General features: G+C 57.0%; 20 protein-coding genes and 2 pseudogenes. 19 read left to right on the top strand and 3 right to left on the bottom strand.

Annotated elements, in window-relative coordinates; translation table 11 throughout:
• Positions 1–103 precede the first annotated feature (103 nt).
• Together GGI60_RS27100 and GGI60_RS27095 are read left to right on the top strand one after the other, a co-directional pair.
• Positions 104–793 (top strand): GntR family transcriptional regulator, encoded by a 690-nt coding sequence (locus GGI60_RS27100; RefSeq protein WP_183934895.1) that lies wholly within the window; start codon positions 104–106, stop codon positions 791–793.
• 109 nt (positions 794–902) lie between these two features.
• Entirely contained in the window at positions 903–2135 is a 1233-nt protein-coding gene (locus tag GGI60_RS27095; protein ID WP_040140095.1) for an alpha/beta fold hydrolase, read from the top strand.
• Between the two features lie 375 nt (positions 2136–2510).
• Here GGI60_RS27095 and GGI60_RS27090 read toward each other — a convergent pair whose 3' ends face one another.
• A complete protein-coding gene (locus GGI60_RS27090) occupies positions 2511–3278 on the bottom strand; it encodes an SDR family oxidoreductase (RefSeq protein ID WP_183934894.1) in 768 nt (255 codons plus the stop codon).
• Between the two features lie 129 nt (positions 3279–3407).
• Here GGI60_RS27090 and GGI60_RS27085 point away from each other — a divergent pair, with 129 nt between their 5' ends.
• The 17 genes and pseudogenes from GGI60_RS27085 to GGI60_RS27005 all read left to right on the top strand — a co-directional run bounded on the left by GGI60_RS27085 (position 3408) and on the right by GGI60_RS27005 (position 21472).
• Positions 3408–3917 (top strand): flavin reductase family protein, encoded by a 510-nt coding sequence (locus GGI60_RS27085; protein ID WP_183934893.1) that lies wholly within the window; start codon positions 3408–3410, stop codon positions 3915–3917.
• 73 nt (positions 3918–3990) lie between these two features.
• The gene (locus tag GGI60_RS27080) at positions 3991–4410 is read left to right on the top strand and encodes a carboxymuconolactone decarboxylase family protein (protein ID WP_007636445.1); all 420 of its coding nucleotides are present in this window, start codon (positions 3991–3993) and stop codon (positions 4408–4410) included.
• Positions 4411–4466: 56 nt separating this feature from the next.
• Positions 4467–5591 (top strand): LLM class flavin-dependent oxidoreductase, encoded by a 1125-nt coding sequence (locus GGI60_RS27075; protein ID WP_183934892.1) that lies wholly within the window; start codon positions 4467–4469, stop codon positions 5589–5591.
• A 127-nt stretch (positions 5592–5718) separates the two neighbouring features.
• A complete protein-coding gene (locus GGI60_RS27070; protein ID WP_064843764.1) occupies positions 5719–6888 on the top strand; it encodes an ABC transporter substrate-binding protein in 1170 nt (389 codons plus the stop codon).
• An 82-nt stretch (positions 6889–6970) separates the two neighbouring features.
• Positions 6971–8182 (top strand): LL-diaminopimelate aminotransferase, encoded by a 1212-nt coding sequence (locus GGI60_RS27065; RefSeq protein ID WP_210314578.1) that lies wholly within the window; start codon positions 6971–6973, stop codon positions 8180–8182.
• Positions 8183–8184: 2 nt separating this feature from the next.
• On the top strand, positions 8185–8583 hold the full coding sequence (locus GGI60_RS27060; RefSeq protein ID WP_183934891.1) for a GFA family protein: 399 nt from the start codon (positions 8185–8187) through the stop codon (positions 8581–8583).
• 539 nt (positions 8584–9122) lie between these two features.
• A complete protein-coding gene (locus tag GGI60_RS27055; protein ID WP_013984721.1) occupies positions 9123–10682 on the top strand; it encodes a sugar ABC transporter ATP-binding protein in 1560 nt (519 codons plus the stop codon).
• A complete protein-coding gene (locus tag GGI60_RS27050; RefSeq protein WP_013984720.1) occupies positions 10682–11650 on the top strand; it encodes an ABC transporter permease in 969 nt (322 codons plus the stop codon). The genes GGI60_RS27055 and GGI60_RS27050 overlap by 1 nt, the downstream gene beginning before the upstream one ends.
• A 12-nt stretch (positions 11651–11662) precedes the next feature.
• Positions 11663–12679 carry an ABC transporter permease gene (locus GGI60_RS27045; protein WP_040140082.1) on the top strand — a complete coding sequence of 339 codons (1017 nt, stop codon included), beginning with the start codon at positions 11663–11665 and terminating at the stop codon, positions 12677–12679.
• A 16-nt stretch (positions 12680–12695) separates the two neighbouring features.
• Positions 12696–13205 carry an NADPH-dependent FMN reductase gene (locus GGI60_RS27040; protein WP_040140080.1) on the top strand — a complete coding sequence of 170 codons (510 nt, stop codon included), beginning with the start codon at positions 12696–12698 and terminating at the stop codon, positions 13203–13205.
• 15 nt (positions 13206–13220) lie between these two features.
• Positions 13221–14024: a 3,4-dihydroxy-2-butanone-4-phosphate synthase gene (gene ribB, locus GGI60_RS27035; protein WP_183934890.1), complete on the top strand. Its 804-nt coding sequence runs from the start codon at positions 13221–13223 to the stop codon at positions 14022–14024.
• 6 nt (positions 14025–14030) lie between these two features.
• A pseudogene (locus GGI60_RS32685) lies at positions 14031–14193 on the top strand (IS6 family transposase); the annotation flags it as partial.
• A gap of 357 nt (positions 14194–14550) precedes the next feature.
• On the top strand, positions 14551–15552 hold the full coding sequence (locus tag GGI60_RS27025) for an AraC family transcriptional regulator (protein WP_013984715.1): 1002 nt from the start codon (positions 14551–14553) through the stop codon (positions 15550–15552).
• Positions 15553–15823: 271 nt separating this feature from the next.
• Positions 15824–18091: a methyl-accepting chemotaxis protein gene (locus GGI60_RS27020; protein ID WP_183934889.1), complete on the top strand. Its 2268-nt coding sequence runs from the start codon at positions 15824–15826 to the stop codon at positions 18089–18091.
• A 176-nt stretch (positions 18092–18267) separates the two neighbouring features.
• Positions 18268–20982 carry a bifunctional diguanylate cyclase/phosphodiesterase gene (locus GGI60_RS27015; protein ID WP_183934888.1) on the top strand — a complete coding sequence of 905 codons (2715 nt, stop codon included), beginning with the start codon at positions 18268–18270 and terminating at the stop codon, positions 20980–20982.
• Between the two features lie 33 nt (positions 20983–21015).
• Positions 21016–21346: pseudogene (locus GGI60_RS27010) on the top strand (IS6 family transposase); the annotation flags it as partial.
• Entirely contained in the window at positions 21326–21472 is a 147-nt protein-coding gene (locus GGI60_RS27005; protein WP_176439444.1) for a hypothetical protein, read from the top strand. The pseudogene GGI60_RS27010 and the gene GGI60_RS27005, both read left to right, overlap by 21 nt.
• Before the next feature lie 329 nt (positions 21473–21801).
• On the opposite strand, the gene GGI60_RS27000 is transcribed toward GGI60_RS27005, so the two are convergent.
• Entirely contained in the window at positions 21802–22920 is a 1119-nt protein-coding gene (locus GGI60_RS27000; RefSeq protein WP_052451674.1) for an ABC transporter substrate-binding protein, read from the bottom strand.
• Between the two features lie 270 nt (positions 22921–23190).
• Positions 23191–25707: a methyl-accepting chemotaxis protein gene (locus tag GGI60_RS26995; RefSeq protein ID WP_183934887.1), complete on the bottom strand. Its 2517-nt coding sequence runs from the start codon at positions 25705–25707 to the stop codon at positions 23191–23193.
• Positions 25708–25760 lie beyond the last annotated feature (53 nt).

The raw sequence follows: 25760 nt of genomic DNA, 5'->3' as shown, positions 1-25760 counted from the left end.
GCTTTTGTCAGACAATCGGGTTGTCTCATCAGGATAACCCACCATATAGTACCATGACTTGCACGGCCGCTTTCGGCCTTGGTAAAACGGACTTTTGGATCCAATGGGTGATATGGATTTACAGATTGCACGACAGAGTGCCACATTGCGCACTCAGGTAGAAGATAAACTGCGGCAGGCGATATCAAGCGGCCGTTTCAAGCCGGGTCAGCGCCTCGTTGAGCGAGAACTCTGCGAGTCGATCGGTGTAGGACGGACATCAATCCGCGAGGCGCTTCGACAACTCGAGGCCGAGGGCCTCATTACCAGCTATCCGCACCGCGGTCCCGTCGTCAGCACTATCACTTACGAAGAAGCCGCTCAGCTCTACAGCGTCAGGGCTTTGCTAGAGAGCTATGCCGGAAAGGAATTCGCTGAAAACGGAACCGCCCAGGATATCCATACACTCAATGAGGCGGTTGCTGAGTTTGCGGAAGCGGCGGAAAGCGGCGGTGGGAGCAGGCTCATCAAGGCGAAAACCGCGTTTTACGATTGCCTGATGCAAGGGAGTGGAAACGTCTTCGTCAAGCAAATGCTGACATCGCTCCACAATCGGGTGACTCTCCTGCGCATGACCTCGATGACGCAGCCGGGGCGCTTGAACCACAGTGTGGAAGAGATAAAGGAGATCGCTGCGGCCATTACTGACCGAAACGGAGCGAAAGCCGCCGCAGCCTGCAAGTACCACATCGACATGGCGGCTAAGGTCGCACTGGACTACCTTCGTAAAACCTCCGAAAACGACGGCGATTAAAGGAAGCGGCAACAGCCGGTATTGACAGATTGTCTGATAATCTGCTTATTCGAAGTCATGGCGGTGCCGACGCGTGCGGCCTGGCGCTCGTTCGAACAGGGAGGTTGCTTTGGGCACTTTTAATGAATTGCGGTCCCGCATGGCGGAGGCTCTTGGGGATCCGGAATTGCCCCGGCTCACTCCGGACCTGACAATGGACATCGCCTTCTACGTCGGCGATCAGGTGATCGCCCTCAATTTCGCTGAAGGCGGCGCGGCGATCTCGGGGGAAAGCGATGATCCCCAGGTGACAGTGAGGGCCACTGCGGACGCCTGGGAGCAGGTTCTAATGACGCCGCCGCCCGCCACCTTTCACTCCTTCACAGCGTTGCAGCTTGCAAATCCTCTCTTCGAGATCGCCGGCTCACCGCTCGCCCTTGCGAAAGCACGCCCGGCTCTGGAGCGGGTGTTCGAGCTCGTCGTTGCGTCCCCCGAGATGAAAGCGGAGCATGCTCAACGCGACCTGCGTCAAATCCGGGGGCAGTATGCCGTCGTCGATATCGATGACGTCCCCCATGAAATATATTACGAAGAAGCAGGCGAAGGGGTGCCGGTCCTGTTTCTTCACACCGCCGGAGCGGATAGCCGTCAATTCATTCCTCAACTGGCGGACACCGAGCTTGCGAAAACCTACAGGCTGATCGCGGTTGACCTACCATTCCACGGTCGGTCCATGCCGCCGCTGACATGGGATGGAGCACCCTACAAGCTCACGGCATCGCTGTACCTGAAATGGTGCACGGCCATACTCGAACAGGTCGTTCGCGAAAAGGCGATTGTCGCGGGTGGGTCCATGGGCGCGGCTATGTCGCTGGTTCTCGCCGCGGAACGGCCGGAGCATGTCCTCGGGATCGTGGCGATCGAGCCACCTTTCCGCTCCAAGGGACGCCGGAACCCGTACCAGCATAACGTAAACGTACACGGCTCACTTCATAACTCGGCGTATGTCAGAGGGATCATGAGCCCACTTAGCCCCTCAGGGGAGCGCAGGAGGTCAAGCTGGATCTATTCGCAGGGAGCACCCGGAGTTTACCCAGGCGATCTTTCCTTCTACAGCGAGGAGTTCGACGGAGCAGTGACAGCTCCCCGTATTGACCCATCGCGAACCCCGGTGGCGCTGCTCTCGGGCGACTATGACTACTCAGCCACTCCGGACGACGGTGCCAAGCTCGCCGAACTTATTCCGGGATGCCTCCACCTCGTCATGGGCGGTCTAGGTCACTTTCCCATGTGCGAACACCCGAATTTCTTCCGGAGCTATCTTGTAAAAGGGCTCGAGTTTGTCCGGCAAACCGCGCGCTAAGCGGTCGGACTGACTCTGGTCGCCCGGTGCAGCACGCCGGGCGATCGAACGCGAAAGTGGGCGGGCGCCTACCGAGGCTTTGCAATTGGCGTCCCGGCGATGACACAGCCGGCATCGCGGGCGGCATCCCTCACGCTCCCGAGAAATTCCGGTAAAAAATTGGGAAAATTCCTGCGATATCTGAGTGAAGGATCAGGCGCGGCGACGCGTTTAAGAAAGGCCGTAGCGGCGTCTCATCGCAGGGTCCTGATCACGCAGCCTTGCGCGTGATCTCTATCTTCCCGCCGCGGGCCTCTGTGTTTCCGACATGTAGTTGCCACAGTAAAGGTGCCTCCCCTTGGTCAAGAAGGAGGCACCCATCAGCACCCATGTGCTTTAGCGCACCAAGTGGTTCCCGATCGACGATCCTCCGTCGACGGTGAGAGTGCTTCCGGTCGCAAACCGCGAGCGGTCCGAAGCGAGAAAAAGCATCGCCTCGGCGATCTCTTCCGGGTCGCCCATCCGGTGCAGGGCTGCACGGGCGTTGAAGTCTTCCCGCAGGGCTTGCGGGTCTGCCGCTTCGGCGAAAATCTTGGTGAAATAGGGCGAGTCGATCGTTCCGGGGGCGACAGCGTTGACGCGGATCCCGTCTTTTGCGTGGTCCAGTGCCATGGCTCTCGTGAGTGCCGAGATCGCGCCTTTCGACGCCACGTAGGCCGTGCGGTTAGCGATGGCTGACACGGCCGTGTATGAGGTCGTGTTAATAATGGATCCGCTGCCCTGTTCCGCCATAATGGGAACCACGTATTTCGAGCAGAGGAATATCCCCTTCACGTTCACCGCCATGATCCGGTCCCAGTCGGATTCGGCGATGGTCGTGACGTTTCCGGTCATTCCGAACCCCGCGTTGTTGACGAGAACGTCGATGCGCCCCCATTTTTCCTTAACTGACCTGACCATCGCCTCTACTTCGGCGGAGGAAGACACATCGGCCTTTAACGCGATCGCACTTGTCCCCATTTCTCGGGCGACGTCTCGTGCGGCATCGATGTTGACGTCGACGACGCCAACCTTAGCGCCCTGGCGCGCAAACAGTTCAGCTGTTGCGCGCCCGATCCCGCTGCCAGCCCCGGTCACCACACATACTTTCGATTCCAGATCCATAATCGTCTCCTCTTTCGCTGTATCGAGAAAACATTTTCGCAGACAATCTGTCAATGACGAATAAAACGTGTTGACAGATTGTCTGCTAATCTGCTTATCTTGCCTATCGAATGACTTGGGGAGGTAACCATGGCTGGTGCTGAAATAGCAGCGCAAGCGGCGTTCAAGACCGCTTTGCGCCGGTTCACATCGACAATTTGCCTGATCACAACGGAATGGGAAGGTGCCCGTTACGGCATGGCCGCAACCGCCGTCCAGTCGGTGACGGCTGACCCGCCGACCCTCCTGGTTTGCATCAACCAATCTGCTTCGATCAGCGGCCCACTCAAGCTTACGGGAAAATTCGCGGTCAACATGCTGCATCTTAGCCATGCGCCTTTGGTTCCGCTGTTCAGTGGAAAACTGAAGGGAGAGGAGAGGTTCGCGCATGGTGAGTGGATCACGGCTGGCGGAGTTCCCATCCTTGGCGACGCCCAGGCCGCATTCGTTTGCAGCCTCAACTCCGCCGTTACCGTCGGCACCCATGACGTCGTTCTCGGCGAAGTCATCGAGGCCCGGTTTATCGAGAATATTGCCCCGCTCCTCTACGAGGACGGGAAATTGGTTCGATCGGCAGCGCTGATCGATGCTGCCGCCTGAAACGTTTGGCCGAGCTTTTTCGGCCTTTGACATCCCCCAAATGCCTTTCGGCCGATAATGAGGAGTTTGATCCGTGACTATTGCCACCGATGTGAAATCGCAAGTGAATGGGCGTCCCGTCAGTGAACGGTTCGAGAAGGGTCTGCAGACCCGTCGGGAGGTTCTTGGCGGTGCATATGTAGACGCTTCGGTAAACAAGGCGACCGAGTTCAACTGGCCGATGCAGGAGCTTGTCACCGAATATTGCTGGAACGAGATCTGGAACAGGCCCGGCCTCGACCGCCGTTCACGCAGCCTTCTTAATCTGGGCATGATTTCCGCCCTTAACCGCCCCCACGAGTTGAAGCTGCACGTTCGCGGCGCGATCAATAACGGCCTCAGCAAGGACGAGCTTCGTGAAGTTTTCCTTCAGGTCGCGATCTATTGCGGCGTGCCCGCGGCGATCGACAGCTTCCGCGTCGCACAGGAAGTCTTCGAGGACATGGGCATCTAATCGGTGCCCCGGCCTTCGGGCCGGGAACAGACCAACTCTGTGGAGGAGACTTCAATATGACGACCAGCGATGATTTCCGCGCCGCCGGAAACCCTATGTTTAACGGCAACAAGCTGAAGCTTGGCGTATTTGGAACAAATTGTTCGAGCGCTTGCGCCATCACCACCGCGGAATCAACGTTCGAACCGACTTTCGAACACAATGTCGAAATTGCCAAAAAGCTCGAAGCGGCCGGGTGGGAATGCATGGTGCCGATCGCCCGGTGGCGCGGTTTCGGCGGGCCGACGAACTTCAACGGCGTGAACATGGACACGTTCACGTGGGCCGCGGCCCTGGCTGCCGTGACCACGAAGCTGCAGTTTTTCTCGACGACGCATATCCCGACCCTGAACCCGATCGTCGCGACGAAGATGGCGACGACTATCGACAATATTTCGAAGGGCCGATACGGCCTGAACCTGGTGACGGGTTGGTTTACCCCGGAAATGGAGATGTTCGGCGTTCCGATGATGGAACACGACACCCGCTACGAATATGCCACGGAATGGATGGAAATCGTTGACACCTTGTGGAAGAAGAACGGCGTCACCTATGACGGCCAGTTCCTCAAGGTGAAAGACGCGTTCAGCGAGCCGAAGCCCTATAACAAGGAGACGGGCCGCCCGGTCCTCATCTGCGCCGGCTCCTCGGGCAAGGGCCTGCACTTCACCGCGAAGTTCTGCGACTTCAACTTCGGCTTCATGCAGGACATGGAATCGGGCGCAGCCTGGGTGAAGAAGGTGAAGGAACTGGCTCGCGAGGAATACAAGCGCGAACTCGGAACCTTCACCGCGTGCCCGGTCGTCGTTCGCGAGACCGAAAAGGAAGCCCGGGACTACTATGACTACTACGTGAACCAGAAGGGCGATTGGGAAGCCTGCGAAAACATCTGCGAGGTTCTCCAGGTTCAGTCACAGAACCACTCGGCGGAGATGTACCAGAAGTTCAAGGAGCGCTTTATCGCTGGCTGGGGCGGCTACCCGATCGTCGGAACGCCGGAACAGGTCGCCGACAAGCTCGTCGCGTTGAGCAATACGGGCGTCGACGGCGCGCTTCTCACAATGGTCGACTACAACGAAGAACTGCCGTTCTTCAACGACCGCGTCATGCCCCTGCTGAAACAGGCTGGCCTCAGGAACTGACCGTTCCGCGGGCGGCTAAGCCGCCCGCCACCAATCCGAAATCGAAACACGTTTCACCAATTCCGTGGCTCGACGCCAACGGCGTCGACTGCTGTAGCGGATGTACGAAGGGGAGGAGACCCTACACATGCTGAAGAAGGTTTACACCGCATTGAGCGTGATCATCGGGCTAGGCCTGATGACCACCGCCGCATTCGCGGACGGCTTAGACTCGCTACCACCGGACCAGAAGCAGCTTTACCAGCTCGTGGACCCGGCAATTCCCCTCGGCGGTACGCCGCTCAAGGATTTTGTGGCGAAGCGGCCGCCGCCGTGGAAAATCGGCTACGCGTCCACTTATGCCGGCAACACGTGGCGTGCCCAGATCCTCACTGAAATGAACGAGGTTCTGCTTCCCAAATACAAGGAGGCTGGACTGGTATCTGACCTTGTCGTCACGCAGTCCGACCTGAAGGACGCGACGCAAATCCAGCAGATGCGCCAGATGGTCGACGACGGCGTCGATGCCATCATCATCTGCTGCTCGAACGTGACGGCCATCAACCAGACCATCGAATACGCGCATTCCAAGGGCGTTCCGGTTTTCTCCTTCTCGGGTTACGTGACATCGCCCTACGCGATCAATGCGACCGAAAACAACACCCAGGGCGGTTACACGGCCGCGAAATGGCTGGCGGAGGAAATCGGCGGTAAGGGCAACGTCCTGACGGTTTCAGGCATCCCGGGCTTCGCATCGTCCGACAGCTTCAATGTCGGTGCCAAGAAGGCGTTCGACGAGTATAAGGACATCACCGTCGTGGGCGATGTCGCTGGCAAGTGGACCGATCAGGTCGCCCAGGTCGAAGTCCAGAAATTCCTCGCGACCAACCCTACCGAAATCGCAGGTATCCTGGTCCAGTCGGCGTCGGAAAACGGTGTCGTCAACGCGGTCCAGCAGTCCGGGCGCGACATGATGCCAATCGTCCTCGGCGGCGAGGCGTCGGCGGCGTGCTATTGGCGCAACAATCCCGACTTCATCAGCCAGAGCTTCCATTTCTGGCCGCCGCGGGCCGATGCTCGCCTGGTGTGGGACGTGATGATGAGGACACTCCAAGGCCAGGGGCCGAAGATCCAGTCGATCCTGCGACCGGCTCTTCCCTACACGATCGACGATGTGAAGGAAGCAATTCCGGAAGATTGCGATCCGAACTCCACGGCGTGGATCGAGCCCAAGGGCGACGCATGGTGGCCCGCGGACGTAGCAGCACAGTACTTCGAGCGCCCGGAAGATCCGCTGGCCTGGCGCCCGAAGAAGTAATCGACGACCTCCCAAGTTGTCCAGCGACCTCCGCGCCGGCTTCATCCGTCGGCGCGGAGGACCTACGATAAGGAGCCAGAAGTTGGAATTCCACAAGATACAGCGTTTGCCTCCTTACGTCTTCGACGAGGTGAACCGTCTCAAGTCCAGCGCGCGCGCGGCCGGAGTCGACATCATCGATCTTGGAATGGGCAATCCCGATCTTCCCACGCCAAGCTGGGTTGTGGACAAGCTATGCGAAGCGGTGCAGCATCCGCGCACGCACCGCTATTCGGCTTCCAAGGGCATTATCGGGCTTCGCCGCGCCAAGGCTGCGTATTACGCCCGCCGGTTTAATGTGAAGCTTGATCCGGATACCCAGGTTGTTGCAACGCTCGGGTCCAAGGAGGGGTTTGCGAACATGGCGCAGGCCATAACCGCCCCCGGGGATGTCATTCTCTGTCCGAACCCTTCCTATCCGATTCATACGTTCGGATTTCTCATGGCAGGGGGCGTGATAAGGTCGGTACCGGTCGAGCCGGATGAGACCTTCTTCCAAGCTCTCGAAATGGCGGTGCGGCATTCGGTACCGAAGCCTCTGGCGCTCATCATAAGCTACCCGTCGAACCCCACCGCTCGCGTCGCGACGCTCGACTTCTATAAGGACGTCATCGCCTTCGCGAAGAAGCACGATCTCATCGTTCTGTCGGATATCGCCTACGCTGAAATCTATTTCGACGGTCCGCCACCGCCGTCTGTTCTCGAAGTCCCCGGCGCGATCGACGTGGCCGTCGAGTTCTCCTCGATGTCGAAGACATTCTCTATGCCCGGTTGGCGCGTTGGGTTTGCGGTGGGCAACGAACGGCTCATCCGGGCGTTGACGCGCGTGAAATCGTACCTGGACTACGGAGCATTTACGCCAATCCAAGTCGCCGCCGCTCATGCCCTAAACTCGGACGGGGAGGACGCCGCGCGGGCCCGAGACATTTACAAGACGCGCAGAGATACACTGGTGAAGACCTTTGCCGATGCCGGTTTCGACGTTCCAGCTCCTGCGGCGACGATGTTCGCATGGGCTAAGATACCTCCGGATTTCCGACACCTTGGCTCGCTGGAGTTTTCGAAACTCGTGCTCGAGAAGGCACAGGTCGCGATTTCGCCTGGTATCGGTTTCGGCGAGATGGGTGACGAATTCGTACGGCTGGCTCTCGTGGAGAATGAAGACAGAATCCGGCAGGCTGCACGAAACCTGAAGCGGTGGCTTTCCGCGAGCGCGCGACCGCCACAACTCGATAAAGCAATGAAAGGATTTTGAAGATGCCGATCCTCGGATCTTGCCAATGTAAAGCGGTCCAGTACGAAGTGTTGGAACTGGACGGCCCGATGTGGAACTGCTTCTGCCAGACGTGCAGAAAGTCCCATGCGGCCGATCATAACACTGCCGCCAAGGTGAAGAGTGAGAACTTTAATCTGATTTCCGGCGATGACGTCCTTCACAGCTTTGAGTCGACGCCTGGAAAACTGAGGTGGTTCTGCTCACGGTGTGGTTCGCACGTTTATGCCGAACGGCCTGCCAACCCGGAGATGAAGGTGCTGCGGGCAGGCACTTTTGACACTGATCCTGGTTCAGTTCCTATGTCCAACGTCTGGCTGTCCCACGCCAGGCCGTGGCTTGCCCACGACCCCGCGAAGGAAAACTTCGAAGAATTCCCGTGATCCTTTCACGGTTGCGCACCCCTATGGGCTGATCGACAATGAGTGCGGTTTGCCCGGGCACCCCCGTGAAGGGGCTAAATCGAGTGGCACTTGCCGCCTTCGAAGCGTGGAGGTTGGGCTGTGACGTATCCCCCAATTGAAACGGTCGCCTTCATCGGAGTGGGTGCGATGGTAATTCCCATGACCGGACACCTTCAACAGCGCTTTGGTCTTGGCTTGATAGCCGAAGGCCGCCAGATCGCTTCCGATCTGGCGGACGAGTTCCGGTTGAGAACCACTGACCGGACGTCAGGTGCGTGGCAACGCGCTTTCGCAAATATCGGGGCGTCTAGCGACCATATCATCGTGATTTCATCGAAACCAACTCGACATCCCGACAAGGCCACGACGTCTCTATTGACAGATTAGCAGACAATCTGTCATTCTGCTGTTCGCCGGGTGAGTACTCGGATCATTCAAGGACGGCAGTCACAATCCAGCAAGAGGCCGGGCATCGGATGCCCTGGCGCGATTTGCTGCTGCCTAAAGGGAGGATGGGCATGACGAATGACGTCGCCGTAAGCATGACGGCCGTTGCCAAATCGTTTGGCGAAACGAAGGCTTTGAAGAAATGCGATTTTGTCGCCAGGGCAGGAGAGGTGCACGCGATCGTTGGCGAGAATGGCAGCGGCAAGAGCACCATGGCGAAGATCATGTCCGGAGTTATCGCTGCCGATGCAGGATCTGTCCTGATCCTTGGCAAGCCCATCGCCTCACCAGTCGATGCCAAAGGGGTTGGGCTCGCTACGATCTTCCAGGAAGTCCTTGTCGCCGATGAGGCGAGTGTCCTCGACAACCTTTTCGTGGGAAGCGAGGACCTGTTCTCGCTTCGGAAATCCTCCAGGGAACGTGAAAGCGTTGCGCAAAGCCTTCTGGACCGCCTGGTCGGAAAGCATATCGATCTCAGGCAGAACGTCGGTGATCTTCCGCTCAGCATCAAGCAATGGATCGTGATCGCCCGGGCCGTTCTAAGGAAACCCAAGGTCTTGATCCTGGACGAGTCCTCGGCTGCACTCGATCTCGATGCGACCGTCCGGCTCCACGAAGAGATCGATCGGCTCCGGTCCGAGGGGTGCGCGGTAATCATCGTCACGCACCGCATCGCTGAGCTCGTCCGTATCGCCGACCGGGCGACAATACTGAGAGACGGTTTCACCGTCGGTGTCCTTGAGAAATCCGAGATCACCGAGGCGAACCTCCTCCGCATGATGACCCCTCAAGACCGCCAGATTTCCGCCGCCGCTTCAACGTCTGCAGCGGGCCTGTTGGGTGATCGCAGGGAGGTTCTTTCCGTGCATGGCGCGCGCCCCCAAGAGGCATCGCAACCGTTCGACTTCGTCCTCCCGCAGGGATCTATCGTGGGCGTTGCGGGACTGGACGGCCAGGGCCAGGACGCCTTCGTGCGACTGGTCGCGAGGATTATATCGCCGTTCGGAGGGGAGGTCCGGATCCTGGATCGGGAGAGCACCGGTCTCGTCAAAGTCAGCACGCTCGACGACGCCGCGAACAAGGGCATTGTGTACGTATCCGGAGACCGGAAGCGGGAAGGAATTTTCCCGCAGCAGAGCATTTTCGAGAACCTCGCCATCGGTATCTACCAAAAGAACCTGGGGCCGTTCGGTGTCATCAGGCGGAAAAAGCTGAAGCAGACGTTTGCCCGGGAGGTCGAGCGGCTCCGCGTCAAGATCGGACACCCGGACAACCGGATTACGTCCCTTTCGGGGGGTAACCAGCAGAAGGTCCTGATCGGTCGTGCCTTCGCCAATGATCCCAGAGTGATCGTTCTTAACGACCCTGCTCGAGGCGTGGACCTCAACACCAAACGCGACCTGTATCGCGAGCTTCGGCTGTTTGCCGAAGGTGGCGGCTCGGTAATCTACCTTTCGAGCGAGATCGAGGAGTTTCTCGGTTTCGCCGATCGCGTTGATGTCTTTCACAAAGGGAGCATCCATCGTTCCCTCGACGGCCCTGACATCAACGAAGAAACCATTCTCGCTGCAATGTTCGGTCGCTCGGTTGCCGACACCATGGAATTCTCCAAAGAGAGAAAGGCACACTGATGTCGCAACGTTTTGGATTTCCTGCGCTCGACAGGTCGCTGACCGTACCGCTCGTTCTTTTCGGAGTGTTGCTCGCCGCCGCAGCCGTGCTCTCGCCGCGGCTGTTCACCGCAACCGGAATGGGCGGAGCAATCATCGTCGCAGCACCTTTGATCCTCACGACGCTGGCCCTGACACCGATCGTGATGGCAGGCCGCGGTTCGGTCGACCTTTCCGTTGGCCCGCTGATGGGTTTCGTGAACGTCACCCTGATCGGCTGGCTCTCGGCAAGTGGTTACACGTCTCCGCTCGCGGTGATTTGCTGGGTGGTGGCAGTCGGCGCACTGTACCAGTTGCTGCAGGCGCTCATCATCATCTACGTCCGGGTCGCCCCCATCATCGTCACGCTCTCCAGCTTCCTCGTCCTTTCAGGCTTGAACCTCATGGTCATGTCAAGGCCGGGCGGTGTTGCGCCGGACTGGATGATGACGTGGGGAGCAGGAACGACGATCTTATCTCCGGTGCTGATCATCGTCTTGGCGGCGTTGGCTCTTTGGGCCGTTATGCGCCGGACCACCTTTTACTCTCACCTCCGCATGACAGGCGCTGACGAACGCATGGCCTACACGAGCGGGGTGAAAGTCGACACCGTACGCATCTGCGCCCATCTCCTCGGCGGCGTCTTCGTCGGCCTTGCCGCGCTCAGCTATACGGCATTGATCTCTTCGGGCGATCCTACCCAGGGAAGCAGCTACACGCTCCAGGCGGTTACCGCCCTGGTGCTCGGTGGCGCAAACCTGGCTGGCGGGAGAGGGGGAGCTTTGGGGTCCACGCTTGGTGCGCTGAACATGTTTCTCATCTCGTACCTGCTATCCGCCTTCAGCTTCGGAAGCGTGACGGGGTTCGTGACGCAAATGGCTTTCGGCCTGATCCTCGTGGCATCGCTCCTCGTCAACGTATTCATGACGGCCCGGCGCACGGCTTTCTAGGGAGGACTGGTAATGACTTCACTCGCAACGGAACAGACGATGAGCCAAATCACAGGACGATCGGTAAAGCTGCAGCGCAGTATCGTAATTGGCTTTGGTCTGCTTGTCGCACTTCTCGTGCTGGGTACGATCCTTGTTCCGGGGTTTATCTCGCCCCGTAACGCGCGTTCGATATTGCTGCTTGCCGCTTTCCTGGGGCTTGCATCGTTGGGACAGACGCTATGTGCCATGGTCGGCGCGCTTGATCTCTCCATTCCCTATGTCATCGGGGGAGCGAATATTCTCTTCCCAAGCCTGTTGGTCACCGGGATGCCTGCCTGGCTGGCCGTGATCGTGGTCGTTCTCCTGGGAGCAGCAATCGGGCTTGCGAACGGCTTTTTGAGCTTCAGGCTGCAGGGCCAGGCTCTCATCATGTCCCTAGGGGTCGGCTTCGCATTTGTCGGCGCGGTACAACTCTACACCTCCATCGGTTCCGACTACGGCGGAACGGTTTTCGCCCCCGTACCGGACTGGCTCCGGAATATCGCAGCGTTCAACGGGAAGACCTTCGGGCTGCCCCTGCCGCCCGTGGTGCTGGTGTGGCTCCTCGTGGCGCTCGTCACCATCTGGGCTCTGTATAACACATGGTTCGGCCGCTCCATCTACGCCGTCGGCGGCAGCAGGACTGCAGCGGCACGGCTTGGCATTTCCGAAACCAAGGTCTGGACCAGCATTCACGGTATCAGTGGGTCGATGTCGGCACTGACGGGCGTATTGCTGCTCGGGTTTTCCGGCGGCGGCTTCGTTGGCGTCGGAGATCCATACCTCTTCACCACCGTTGCGGCCGTTGTGATCGGCGGCACCTCGCTGCTCGGTGGCGCAGGCGGATACGGGGCAACCGTTCTCGGGGTACTCGTATTGACGATATTGACGTCTCTGCTGGTTGGGCTCGGCCTCAGCTTTGCCGCGCAACAGGCGATCGTGGGTCTGCTGATCGTGCCGATGGTGGCCGTCTATGCGCGTACCCCGCATATCCGCAACCAGATCTGATCGGAGGGCCGGCAAAATGAAGATTGTCGCGATAACCGGCAATGTCTCGCGCCCCTCCAAGACGCGGGCGCTCGGGGAATATGCACTCTCGAGCGCCCCTCCCGGCTACGCCCGATATCTGTTTGACCTGGTCGATGTGCTCCCGGTGTTAGGAACCACCCTGTGGCGTTCGGAGGCTCCTGCTGAACTTGCGAACGTTCTTGACGCAATCCAGTCTTCAGACGTCCTCGTTGTGGGGACACCGGTCTTCAAGTCCTCGATGACCGGTCTTCTCAAGCATCTTTTCGACCTCTTCGAAATGACAGCTCTGCAGGGGAAACCCGTTTCGATATTCGCAACGGGTAAGGCCGAGGCCCATGGCGAGCATGTCGAGGCTCACTTGCGTTCATTGATGGGCTTCTTCAAAGCCGAGATTCGCGGTGACTTCATCTATGCGATGGACAGCGACTTCCCGGATTCGGCACCGTCTGCGGAACTTCGGGAGCGGGTCGACCGCCAACTCGCACGCACTCTGGGCCATGTTTAGTTCAAGGAGAAGAACATGAATTTTGCTTCCATCGAGAGCGCGGTTAAAGCAATCGCCGCCGGAGAGATGATCATCGTCGTGGACGATGAAGACCGGGAAAACGAAGGCGACATCCTCGTTGCCGCGGACAAGGTGACGAATGATCATGTTGCTTTCATGATGCGTTATGCGCGCGGCCTGATCTGCGTGCCGATGAACGGGGACCGGTTGGACGAACTGGATATCCCGCTCATGGTGGAGCGCAACTCGGATTCCATGCAGACGGCGTTCACGGTCTCGGTGGACCTGATAGAAGGCGTATCAACCGGTATTTCCGCAGAAGACCGCGCCAAGACCATCAGGGCGCTTGCCGACGCATCGACGATGCCGGAGGACCTCTCCCGGCCAGGCCACATATTCCCCCTTCGGGCAAACCCGTCCGGTGTTCTCGGACGCCCCGGCCATACGGAAGCCGCGGTGGATTTCGCTCGGCTCGCCGGGCTCGAGCCAGCGGGTGTTATCTGCGAAATCGCCAACGACGACGGCACTATGGCGCGTCTTCCCGAACTCAGCGAATTCGCCGCGCGCCACAACCTTCTCATGGTGACCATCGAAGCCCTGATCGATTATTGCCGCGAGATCGATGAACGCGGCCCTCGTTTAGAGGACGCGGGCGCGGCGGCGGCTCTGTCAAATGTTTCGTATCTGGCAAGCAGACGTTCTACATGCCCCCAGCGGGAGAGCGGAACTACTGCGTTCGCAGTCTCTGATACAGCACAAGAAAAGCGCGTTTCGCAGGTGCCAACGGGGGGAACGGACCTTGGGTTCGCTGTGCGATGATTGGGCATGACAAACCGTGACCCGCTTTATCGCCCCCGCCGCTTTCCTGCTGAAATTATTGCGCACGCGGTGTGGCTTTCTTTCCGTTTTGCTTTTGCGCCTGCGGGTGATCGAGGCCATGCTGGCCGGTCCTGGGATCATTGTCTCGCACCAGACGATCCGCCTGTGGGCAGAGTAATTTGGTCATACCTTCGCCAACAACAAGCTTCGATCCTACCACGCTGTAAAACGAGAGTTCATGCCGGATGTAGCGCTTCGGCTCCACCCTGTTCCACACCCCACCCCATGACCTCACCACGAGCCATCGTCGCGAACTGGGAGTAGAAGCGATGAACCTATGGGCCCAAATTGCTCGCGCATCACTGACAAAATCGACCGGCGTCATGGGCTCGCCTCTTTGCCCTTAAGTCTAAGATTCCCGTCGAAGTGACGGCGAAGGACCGGTTGCAACCCCTCAATTGCCCTGTTCGCCCGTCGATGGCGAAAGGCCGACCTCATGCTTGGAAACCGTTTCGGGAAGGAAGTGATGATGTGGAGAGTTGAGAGTGTCCCCTCCAAGATTGACCATTTCTCGCTCAAAGGCACTTGCAGCGAGGAACTCGCGGAAGCGCTTTCCAGGCTTTCCCCGCAATCTCCAGCGCATGTACAGGGCGACAAGACGATCGCCTACGATATACATGCGATTACCAATGGCCCGATTGCAGTTATTGCCGCGCATTACGAGGGCGACCTAACGGTCCAGCACCAGGGACCGGCGGAGGCAAACATTATCATGCTTCCACTATATGGGCGATCGGTCGTTACCGTGGACGGCAGACAAATCCTGTCAGAGGGAAGGCGTGGCGTTTTCGTGAACAGTATGTCGGCGAGTACAACCCAATTCATTGGGCCCAGGAAACATTTGGGTCTTAGGATCTCCCATGATGAGCTGACGCGCCGTTTAGCACGTCGGCTCAATACGCCAATAAGAGGCAGCCTCGATTTTTCGCCAGAAATCGACCTATCGGTCGGGTTCGGCTCCCTTTTGGTGCAACTGGTACCAGTGCTTTATGCAGGATTACGAGACGGAACCCTCCTTCAATCGCCGATAGCACTTAATCACCTCACCGAAACGACGATAGAGCTTTTGATCGAAGCTGCGCAGCATCGCTACTCACCTGAGTTATGCCGCGTTGCTGAACCACCCTTACCCAAGGCCGTTAAGCGGGCGGTCGACTATATGCGTGCCAATATTGCTCGGCCGCTATCTCTTGAGGAAATCGCAACGGCTTGTGGCGTGAGCCGACGCACTCTTCAGAGCGGTTTTCGCAACTTCCGAAATACGACCCCTCTGGCATTTCTGCAGCACCTACGGTTGGAATCAGTGCATCAGGAACTGATGACAGGCGAGCCTGGCATCTCGGTCAAGCAGGTCGCTCTGAAATGGGGCTTCATTCATAGAGGCAGATTTTCTGCGGACTATCGCAAGCGCTATGGAGTATATCCCTCTGAAACATTGCGTATATCAGAGGCGGATTGCGCCGACTGATCTACGATCAGTCAGCGCGCTCGACCGTCTTCAAGGCTTGATAGCAACAGAACTCTCCAGCAAACCGACTGGCTCGGCCCAAGATCTGTCTTGCAGATGATCCCCTGAACGCAACGATGTTCCGATCTGCGCAACGCAGTTTCAAATCAGTACAGGGGTTAATCATATGGTAAGTCTGCCGAGCTCATCTCATATGTAGCGGTCGATTTCACAAAGTTCTTGACCGCGTCGCTAATGGAATCCGGTGTAATTTATAGTCCATGAGGAACGTATGTCCAGACTGCCGCTATCCCTACTTTTAATGATTTTGGCAATTATTCCGTTGACGGCGTTCGTACTCATCGGAGTATCAACATCACTGGGATATTACCACGAATATTCTATGTTCCGAAGCGCACAAACAACGCAGCAACTTGGGCGGGAAGGCGGATTCCTCGCCCAGGCTATAGCGGCGGAAGCGTTTGCAGGCACCGACGTCCGTCGGGCAAAGCGAGCCGCATCGGACAGGGCTTTTACAGCGGTCTTTTCCGCTTACGACTCTTGGAAAAAGGCATTTGACGATCCGGCCATAGAACGGGCAGTGCAGATCATTCGTGAAAGGCGGGACAATATCGATAGCTTCCGCCGGCGCATCGATGACGGAACGGCGGGCGAGGCGGAGGGAGCTGTTGCCTTGCGCCCAGCTGCCGTTGCGGGTTTGGAGCTCGTCCGTCGCACTGGGGCGACTGTCAATAATTTGGATTTGGCACGCCAAATTACCGGTTTTCACGCGCTGATGCAGATCACGGAAGCTAGTTTGCTGGAGATCAGGCCCGGCCGAGCCTTCATCAAAAATTCAGCGATGTCCTTCGATCTATTTTCGTCCCTCTTACAATCAAAAAATCTAAAGCAGCTTTATGTGCCTACGATGCACGAATTTCTCCCTGCCGATCTCGTCAAATCTTATGACGACTTCGAGGCCAGCGCCGCAGGCAAGTTCATCGCGGGCGTTCGCGATCAGATGTATGCGAACCAGCCGGGCGTTTCCTTCCCCCCCGAGACGTTGGATCGATGGAATGAAATTACTCAACAACGGGCTGCTTTGTTGACCGAGCTCATAATGCGCACCGGCGACAAACTGGACGAGATGGCATTTCAGCGGTACGCCGATCTTCGCAATGCCTTTATCGGCTACACCGGCGCCACACTTCTGATCATGTCTACGGTACTCGTTCTGTGCATTTCGGTCGTTCGGAGAATTTCAAATTCCATTCGGACTCTGACAAGCCGAATGAAGGCACTCGCAGAAGGCGATACGTCGGCGCCGGTACCCTTGACGATCCGACGCGACGAGATCGGGGACATGGCGCGTTGCCTTGAGTTTTTCCGCGGCGCGGCCATACAGAAAAATAACCTGGAGACATCCGCGGAAGCTGAGCGCATTCGTTCTGACCAAGAGAAGCGGGATATTCAGGTAAGGGCGGAAAAAGAAGCAGAAGAGCGCCTCGTCCGAGCGACGACGGCATTGGCAACCGGGTTGAAGCGGATGGCGGATGGAGACTTGATTTATGAGATTGAGGAGCCGTTAGCACCACAGTTTGAAAGTTTGCGCAGGGATTTCAACGCTTCCATTCGTCAGCTCCGGGACGCGCTTGTTACCGTCGGTCATTCAGTCGAAACGGTCACGAATGGCAGCTCGGGCGTCTCGGCCGCATCTGAAAATCTTTCAAGACGCACGGAGCAGCAGGCGGCTTCGCTCGAGGAAACTGCAGCCGCGCTGGAGGAAATAACCGCCAACGTTGTATCGACGACAAAGAGGACGGCTGAGGCGCGCGGAGCCGTCCGACAGATGCGAGATCATGCGGAAATGTCCGGTCGCGTTGTGCGCAATGCAATCGGAGCCATGAACCGCATTGAAAGCTCCTCTAAACAGATTGCGCAGATCATTAGCGTCATCGACGCGATCGCCTTCCAAACGAACCTCCTGGCGCTGAACGCCGGCGTCGAAGCAGCGCGTGCTGGCGACGCGGGAAAAGGCTTTGCGGTTGTTGCCCAGGAGGTCAGGGAGCTTGCACAGCGCTCAGCGACAGCGGCGAAAGAAATCAAGGATCTCATCGGCAATTCAGCTCTAGCCGTCGACGAGGGCGTAAGGCTCGTGAGCGAAACCGGATCGGGCCTGAGAACGATTGAAGAGCTTGTGCAGGATGTAAATCTTCATATGGACGCAATCGCAACAGCCTCCCAGGAACAATCGTCGGGCCTGCGCGAGATCAACGGCGCGGTTAATCATATGGACCATGCCACTCAAGAAAATGCGAACATGGTCGCGGAGATGAATTCTGCAGGATCACATCTCGCCCAAGAGAGCCAAAGCCTCGCCGCGTTGTTGAGACATTTCCACTTCGAAGAAAAGAGCGCGGATTTCCAGCCACAGACGGTGACGGGCGAACTTGGAAAGATGTCCCCGGCCGGTCATACAAGGGTCGACCGCGGAAACTATCCGATGCGCCGCGGTAACCTGGCGCTCGCGCCTTCGAACGATGATTGGCAAGCGTTCTAAATCGCATGGGCGGCGTCGCCGACGACAGTCAAATACGCATCTTTGATGATTCTAAATGAGAGCGATATCCCGGTGGGGTAGCGGCATGGTACTCCCGCCAAATGACTTGTGCGGTCCTAACAAAAAGCTGGCTTGACGCATGATTGCTCAGCCACGTGACAAAGCAGGACAGGCACATGAAACACGTACGTCAATCGGCACGCACATCCCGCCCCGAACAGCCTGTGGAAGCCGAGATGGCGACTGATGCTCAAATCAACCAGGGGCGTGGCGCCTTCCGCAACGCGGTCAATGCCAGCCCTCCGCTTGCTACGGGCACGGCACCGCCATTTTCGGAAGCCTCCGTCGTCCGGCGCTCGCACGGTCACAACGCAGATGTCGCAAGTCTAAAGCAACCGTTTGAGAAGGCTTTTCGGGCGAATCCCCGGCATCCTGCGACAAACGTCGACTTGCCATTCAACGCCGAAGAGATGTCCAGTGCCGTCGTACTCGACGCGATCCCGTTACCCGTCTTCTTCAAAAACAGAGATGGGATACACCTTGGTTGCAACAGGGCCTTCGAAAGCTTCTCCGGCCGTTCAAAGGAAGATATCATCGGAAAAACCGTCTTCGATTTGGTACCCGCACCCATAGCCGAGACGTATGCAGCCTTGGACGAGGCGCTTTTTGCAAATGGCGGTGTTCAGCAATATGAAGCAAAGGCCACCGCCGAAGATGGTGGTATCGTTGATCTTTTACTCAGCAAAACAGCGATCACTGATATCGCCGGTAACAGGATCGGCTTGGTTGGCGCGATGTTGGACATCACAGAGCGAAAACGTGCGGAGCATGATCTCAAAGAGGCTCTTGAATTCGCAGAGGGAATTATTGCCGCCATTCCTGACGTTCTGTTCGAGGTAGATGCCGACGGTCGCTACCTGCAGGTCTGGGCAAGGAATCAGGAGCTCCTGGCGCAGCGAGAAGAAGTGCTGCTCGGTAAGCTTGTCCGCGATGTGCTCCCTCCAGATCAGGCCGACATCGCTATGCTGGCTCTTGAAGAAGCCGATGAAACCGGCGCCTCCTACGGTCGTTGTGTCCGTATTGCCCTACCAAACGGCGAATCCCGTTGGTTTGAACTGTCGGTGGCAAAGCGACCAAGCAGTGACCACTCAACCATCACTTTTCTGGTGCTATCTCGCGATATTACCGAACGGAAGCACGCCGAGGGCACAACTATTGAAGCTCGGGCTCGCCTCCTAAGTGTCCTGCAGACCATTCCGGATATGGTATGGCTGAAAGACGTAACAGGCAAATATCTGTTGTGCAATCATGCCTTCGAAGGGTTGGTCGGCAAGGCAGAAGCGGAAATCGTTGGGAAAACGGACTATGATCTGTTTACGCCCGAACTCGCCCAGTTTTTTCGTGACAAGGATGAGGAGGCCATGCAAGCCGGCCGTATTCTCATCAATGAGGAACGGTTCACCGCGCACGAGGATGGTCGATCAACGCTTTTGGAAACACGTAAGGTTCCGGTATTCACGGGGGGAAAGCTGATGGGGATTCTCGGCGTCGCCCGCGATATCACCGAACTGGACACGTCCCGTAAGAAAATCCATCAGATGGCATTCTACGATTCTCTGACCGGCCTGCCTAACCGGACACTTTTCAATGAACGGCTACGCGAGATGATCAGGGACGCGGCTTCGGCGGGCCAGCGAGCCGGGGTGATGCTGATCGACATGGACCATTTCAAAGCGATCAATGACACTATGGGACATCCCGTCGGCGACGAGTTGCTGCGGCAGGTGGCGACACGCATGAAAGAAGGCGTCCGCGCCAGCGACACCGTGGCGAGACTCGGTGGCGATGAATTTGCAGTCTTGCTGCCGAATGTTCAGGACAATGACGATTTGGCTCAAATTGCCAGCAGAATGCTCGCCGCATTCGGCGAACGCTTCATGCTTTCCGACAGGGAGATCTTTGTATCCTGCAGCATCGGAATATCGGTATTCCCAAATGACGGCGACGCTCCCGACGATTTGGTGAAATATGCAGATTCTGCGATGTATTTAGCGAAGCGCTCGGGGCGTAGCAAGTTCCGCTTCTACTCAAGGGATCTCACGATTGGGGCTGAAAAGCGCCTGGCGCTAGAATCAGACCTACGCCTGGCTGTGAAACGTGGGCAACTTGAACTCCATTATCAGCCAAAGGTCCTATTAGACAACGGAAAGGTGATCGGTTCAGAAGCACTGCTTCGATGGCATCATCCGAAGATGGGAATGATCCCTCCGGGAGAATTTATAGGTGTCGCCGAGGAAACCGGACTGATCATCGATCTCGGACGATGGGTGCTGCATGAGGCGTGTCGCACGGCTGCCATCATGAATGCAGATGGACTGCCCCCGCACAAGATCGCGATAAATTTGTCTCCTAAGCAGTTTCAATGCCCGCATCTGTCGCAAACGGTGGCGGACGTATTGCAGGAAACCGGTTGTTGTGCGGAGTGGATCGAGGTCGAAATAACTGAGAGTCTCCTGCTCCACAACTGCGAGGGCGTTTCGACGACACTCTCTCAATTGCATGCGAGCGGAATTTCCATAGCGATCGATGATTTCGGCACCGGCTACTCATCTCTGAGCTATTTGGCTAACTTTCCCATTGATACCCTCAAGATTGATCGGTCATTCATCAATCGATCAGACAAGCGAAGTAGAGAACTGGTGAAGGCAATTCTCTCGATCGCGCGCTGCCTAGGGCAAAATGTGGTCGCTGAGGGCGTGGAGACGGTCGATCAAGAAAAATTCTTGGTTGAAAGCGGCTGCGCTGTGGCACAAGGGTTCTACTATAGTAAGCCCGTCCCGAAGTCCGAACTTCTCGTCGCAAACGCACGCCCCGAGGCATCGAAACGTTAACGGACCTTGGGATTCGCTGTGCGATGATTGAGCATGACAGACCGTGACCACTTATCGCCGCCACAGCTTTCCTGCTGAATTGTTGCCCACGCAGTGTGGCTTTATCTCCGTTTCCCTTTTTGAGCCTTGGGATGGTCGAGGACATGCCGGCCGCTCGTGGAATCATTGTCTCGCACCAGACGATCCGCCTGCGGGCAGGTAAATTTGGTCGTACCTTCGCCAACGACATTCGCCGCCGCAGTTCCGGTCGGCTCGGCCAAAAGTGGCATCTGGATGAGGCCGTTTCCGCGACAAGAAGCACTGGCTCTGGCGAACCCTAGATCAGGACGGATTTGTTCTGGATGTGCTCATACAAAGCCACCGCTATACCGGGCGGCCATGGGGGCCGCACATCAGCCTGCTGCTGATGCTTGTTTCCATTCCAATCGTGATTGTTGCCGTGGCGCTGCTGATTGTGCGCGTGAAGCATGCGCTCGAGGCCGAAGCATAAACGTCACGGAATTTGATGTTCCGATGTGAGGGACGAGGGCGGACCTTCATTTTCACGCCAATGGGGGCGCAGGAAAGTGACCTTTATACAATGATTCTAGAGGCTTAGCGAAAATCAGGTAATCAACATTATGGAACAGGATCAGTAACAGCCCAGTAGAATATGCCCAGCATCCGGGGCGAGAGTGCCCAGGCCGGGCACATCGTCGTTTCTTCGGAACCGGATTGTTTCTAGAATTCCTGCTGACGCGACCAGCGGCATCCACCATGTCGTCAACCCCGCCCCAGGCCGGGCGGGGTAGCGTTTCGCAGCCTATACAGCGTGCAAGATCAGTTTGTTGGCCTCCAAGAAAGCGGATCTGCTGGATTGTCGAAATATTTAGCGGCAGCGTCAGCAGTCCACCAAGCTGCATCCTTCGGTTCGAGCCAGTCTTCACTATTGGGATCGCAATCGGCTGGCAAATCCGCTTTTACATCATCGATCGTGTAAGGAATTGCCGGTCGCAGAATGGACTGTATCTTCGGACCTTGGCCCTCCAGAGTGCGCATCATCACGTCCCATACGAAACGAGCCTCGGAGCGCGGCGGCCAGAAGTGAAAGCTCCTGCTTACAAATTCAGGATTCTTACGCCAGAAGCATGATGCCGAAGCCTCTCCGCCAAGCACGATCGGCACTATCTCGCGCCCGGACTGGCGGACGGCGTTGATCACACCAGACTCAGCTCCCGACTGAACAATAATACCGTCAATTCGGCCAGGGTTAGCGGCGAGAAATTTCTGCAATTCTGATTGTGCGACGCTGTCTGTCCATTTCCCGTCAACCTGTCCGACGACGTTGATCTCGGGATAGTACTCCAAGGCTTTTGTGGCGCCGACCTGGAAGCTGTCTGAGGAGGCGAAGCCAGTGATTCCGGACACAAGCAACACATTGCCGCTGCCTTCGATCTCTTCAGCCAACCACTTTGACGCCTCAAAACCACCTTGCATGTTATTCTCTGTCGCATTGATTGCGAACGGCGACGTCACATAACCGGAGTATGAGATAACAGGCACGCCTTTCGAATAGGCGTACTCTATTGTCGGGTTGAGCGCTGTAAGGTTGGAGCAGCATATGATTATGGCGTCGACACCATCATCTACCATCTGCCGCATTTGGCTGATCTGGGCGTTATCATCGAGATTGGACTGTGTAACGACGAGCTCGGATACCAGCCCAGCTTTCTTAAAAGTCGGCAGAAGCTCATTTGTAAACTCATCAAGGACGTTCGCACGCCATGTGTTGTCAGCGTAGCTCGAGGCGTAACCAATTTTCCACGGTGGCGCTCGCTTTGCTCTGAAATTCCGAAATACAGATTCTCCCGTGGGCAACCGCGGGTCCAATAACTCGTAGGTCTTCCGCTCTTCCCGTGGCAGTTCACTAAGCCCACCAGCCTTCACCGTCAGCGGCATGGCCAGCGTTGCGGCGAGAAAAAATCCAATAATCAACTCACGTACGCACACGGATAGACACCTTTCAAAGTCTGAGCACTGGAAGATAGTATCTTTGTCTTTAGGTTGACCCGGCCGTGCTGAATCCTGCGCGACGGAGAGCGACAAAGAGCTACCAGGAGAGAGACCGGCGCATCGAAGCAAAATCGTGCGCTCGGTTATGTGACCTTCATTCGATTGGATGGCCGCATGGCGCGCCATCGGAATGCTTCGAATCTAACTACGGCTGCCTTATGCAGCGAGACTTACCCGATGAGCCGGCCTATCATCTGTCAACTTGAACCCAGCAAGCCGTTCGCTGAGTTCGATAGTCTGATCAGAAAGCGTCTTCGTTGCAGCGTTTGTCTGCTCAGCCATGGCTGCATTCTGTTGCGTCCCCTGATCAAGAACATTGACGTTGTTATTGATCTCAGCCAGCGACGTCGCTTGTTCGCGGCTGGAACTCACAATCTGGTCGATGCGATCAGAAATCTGCACGATTGATGCCGCTATACTGTGCAGAGCCTCCCCGGTCCTGCCGACGTAATCCGAACCGACGGCCACCTCTGACGAAGATTCTGAAATCAACTGCCGGATCTCGAGCGCTGCGGCTGACGATCTTTGGGCAAGCTCGCGTACTTCTTGTGCAACGACCGCGAAGCCTTTTCCAGCATCGCCGGCACGAGCTGCTTCAACGCCGGCATTCAGCGCAAGCAAGTTCGTCTGGAAGGCAATCGTATCGATCAATCCTATGATCTGACCGATCTTGTAAGATGCATCCTGAATTCGTGCCATGGCGCTTATAGCATCAGTTACAATGATGGCCGCGCCCTCTGCATGTTCCTTGACTGCAGAAACAAACGCTTGTGTCTCGCAGGCATTCTCCGAGGAGTTCCTCACGGTCGCAGTCACCTGCTCAACGGCTGCTGCGGTTTCTTCGAGAGAAGCAGCTTGTCGTTCAGTCCGGCGTGACAAATCATCAGAGGCTTTGAAAAGTTCGTCGGTTCCCCATTTGATTTGTTGGGTGTTTTCGTCGATATGGGACACGGTATCCCTTAGGACGCACAGTGAGTGGTTGAAGTCACGCCGCAGTTGCTCGAGATTGGGATGGAAGTGACGGTCGATGGTCTGCGAGATGTCTCCTCGCGCCAATCTAGAGAGTGCCTCCCCGAGTGTTTGTACAGCGCTGGACACTTCTTTCTCAAGCTGAGCACGTTCAAACTCACGATCCGTCCGCTCCTGATCAGCCGTTTTACGGTCGTCTTGCGCGCGGGCTTCAACCTCGAGCTTCGAGACCGCATTTCCGCGAAAAACTTCAAGCGCGCGAGCCATATCGCCAATTTCGTCTTTCCGCTGGCAGCCATCGATGTCTGATTGAAGATCACCGGTTGCAAGCCCCTGCATGCGCCTTGCGATCCGTTCGATTGGAGCGCGCAATGTCACCATCAGGCCGGCTCCGGCCAAGAGGGCGACCAAAACACCGGAGACGGTAGCAGCTGCGGACAATAGTCGGGCGAAATCACTTTCCCGGTGAGCGTCATGTTCCTGAGTCGACGCGAACGACACGAGATTTTTCCATATCGACTGGACGGTTTTATCCGCCTCTGCGTATTTCGCCTGCCGCCCTTCCGCGATCTTGACCAACTTCTCGGTATTCTGTTCGATGGCATCCCCCTGTAAGTAGAGGACCTCCTCCATTTTGGGGAAGTCTGGCAATGAACCGGCTACGCCTCCAACCGCTACGGTGTCACGAGTCAGTTTCGTAAGCTGCTCAATGAGTCGCTCCTGGTTTTCAGTGCTGGCCGCCCGCAACAGGTTGTTTATCTCAATCTCTATCGAATCGGCATCCTGGCCTACCGATGCCACTGCCGCAATGAGCGTCTCCGATTCCGCCAATGGCTTATCCAAGGCTCGAACTGCGTGGGTTCCCTCGATCATATGCTGTATGGCGTCATCTCGCAGTCGCGGGGCAAACGCACTAAGGTCGATCCCTAGGCTGTGAAGGAAAGCGCTATCCAGCCCGGAATTGGCGACGACGCTGGAGATTGCCTGTTCCAAGTTTGCGACTGCTTGTCCACCATCGTCCGTTGCAACGACGCGCTTGACGGTTTTCATCGCCTTTTTGATCATGAGCGCCTGTTGCTGTGCCTCGGGGGTTTGCATCGCGCTAGCCGGCAGATTCACCAAATTTTCCGACAACCGCTGCATAATTGCCGCCGTGTCGATTGAGCGGGTAGCCTCTCTGAGCATCGTTTTGCCAGAGTTTTCCTGGTTGCGGACCTGCGCACGGACTTTAACCGCGGCCAGCTTCAGGTCGGCCGCGACCTGCTTGATCTCGGTCAAGCTTGCGGCAACGTCACGACGAATGGATAGCTCATCGTTGTGCAGGGACCACATGCGGTCCATGCTGTCAGAAATCGCGGACATCGCGGACTCACTGCTTTCAAGAGCACGAGTGTCACTACCAACGTCAGTGGCGACTTCCTGAAGCGACAGCATCGTGGCGCCCTGCCCCCTTAGACTTGCCAGGGCCTCATCACGGTTCTCCGTAGAACTCTGCGCCAAAAACCGGTTCATGCTCTCAGAGACGTCCCGAAATCCGCTCAAAGTCTCGAGAACTTCGCTCGATAGCCGAAGGCGAGATTGCAGCAATCCGGTCGCCTGTAGGCTCACGACACCGACGGCCGCCAGGATCATGACCAGCGGCACCAGTACTAATAAGACTTTCGCTCTGATGCTGAAAGCGGATAGCAAGCGATCGACGAACATAAAACCTCCAGATGACTAAAGCGGGCACTGCCGCCCATTTCTGGAGTTTTAGT

Source organism: Rhizobium lentis, from assembly GCF_014200175.1.
Classification (GTDB): Bacteria; Pseudomonadota; Alphaproteobacteria; order Rhizobiales; family Rhizobiaceae; genus Rhizobium; species Rhizobium mulingense.
This window is presented reverse-complemented; position numbering and strand designations above follow the sequence as displayed.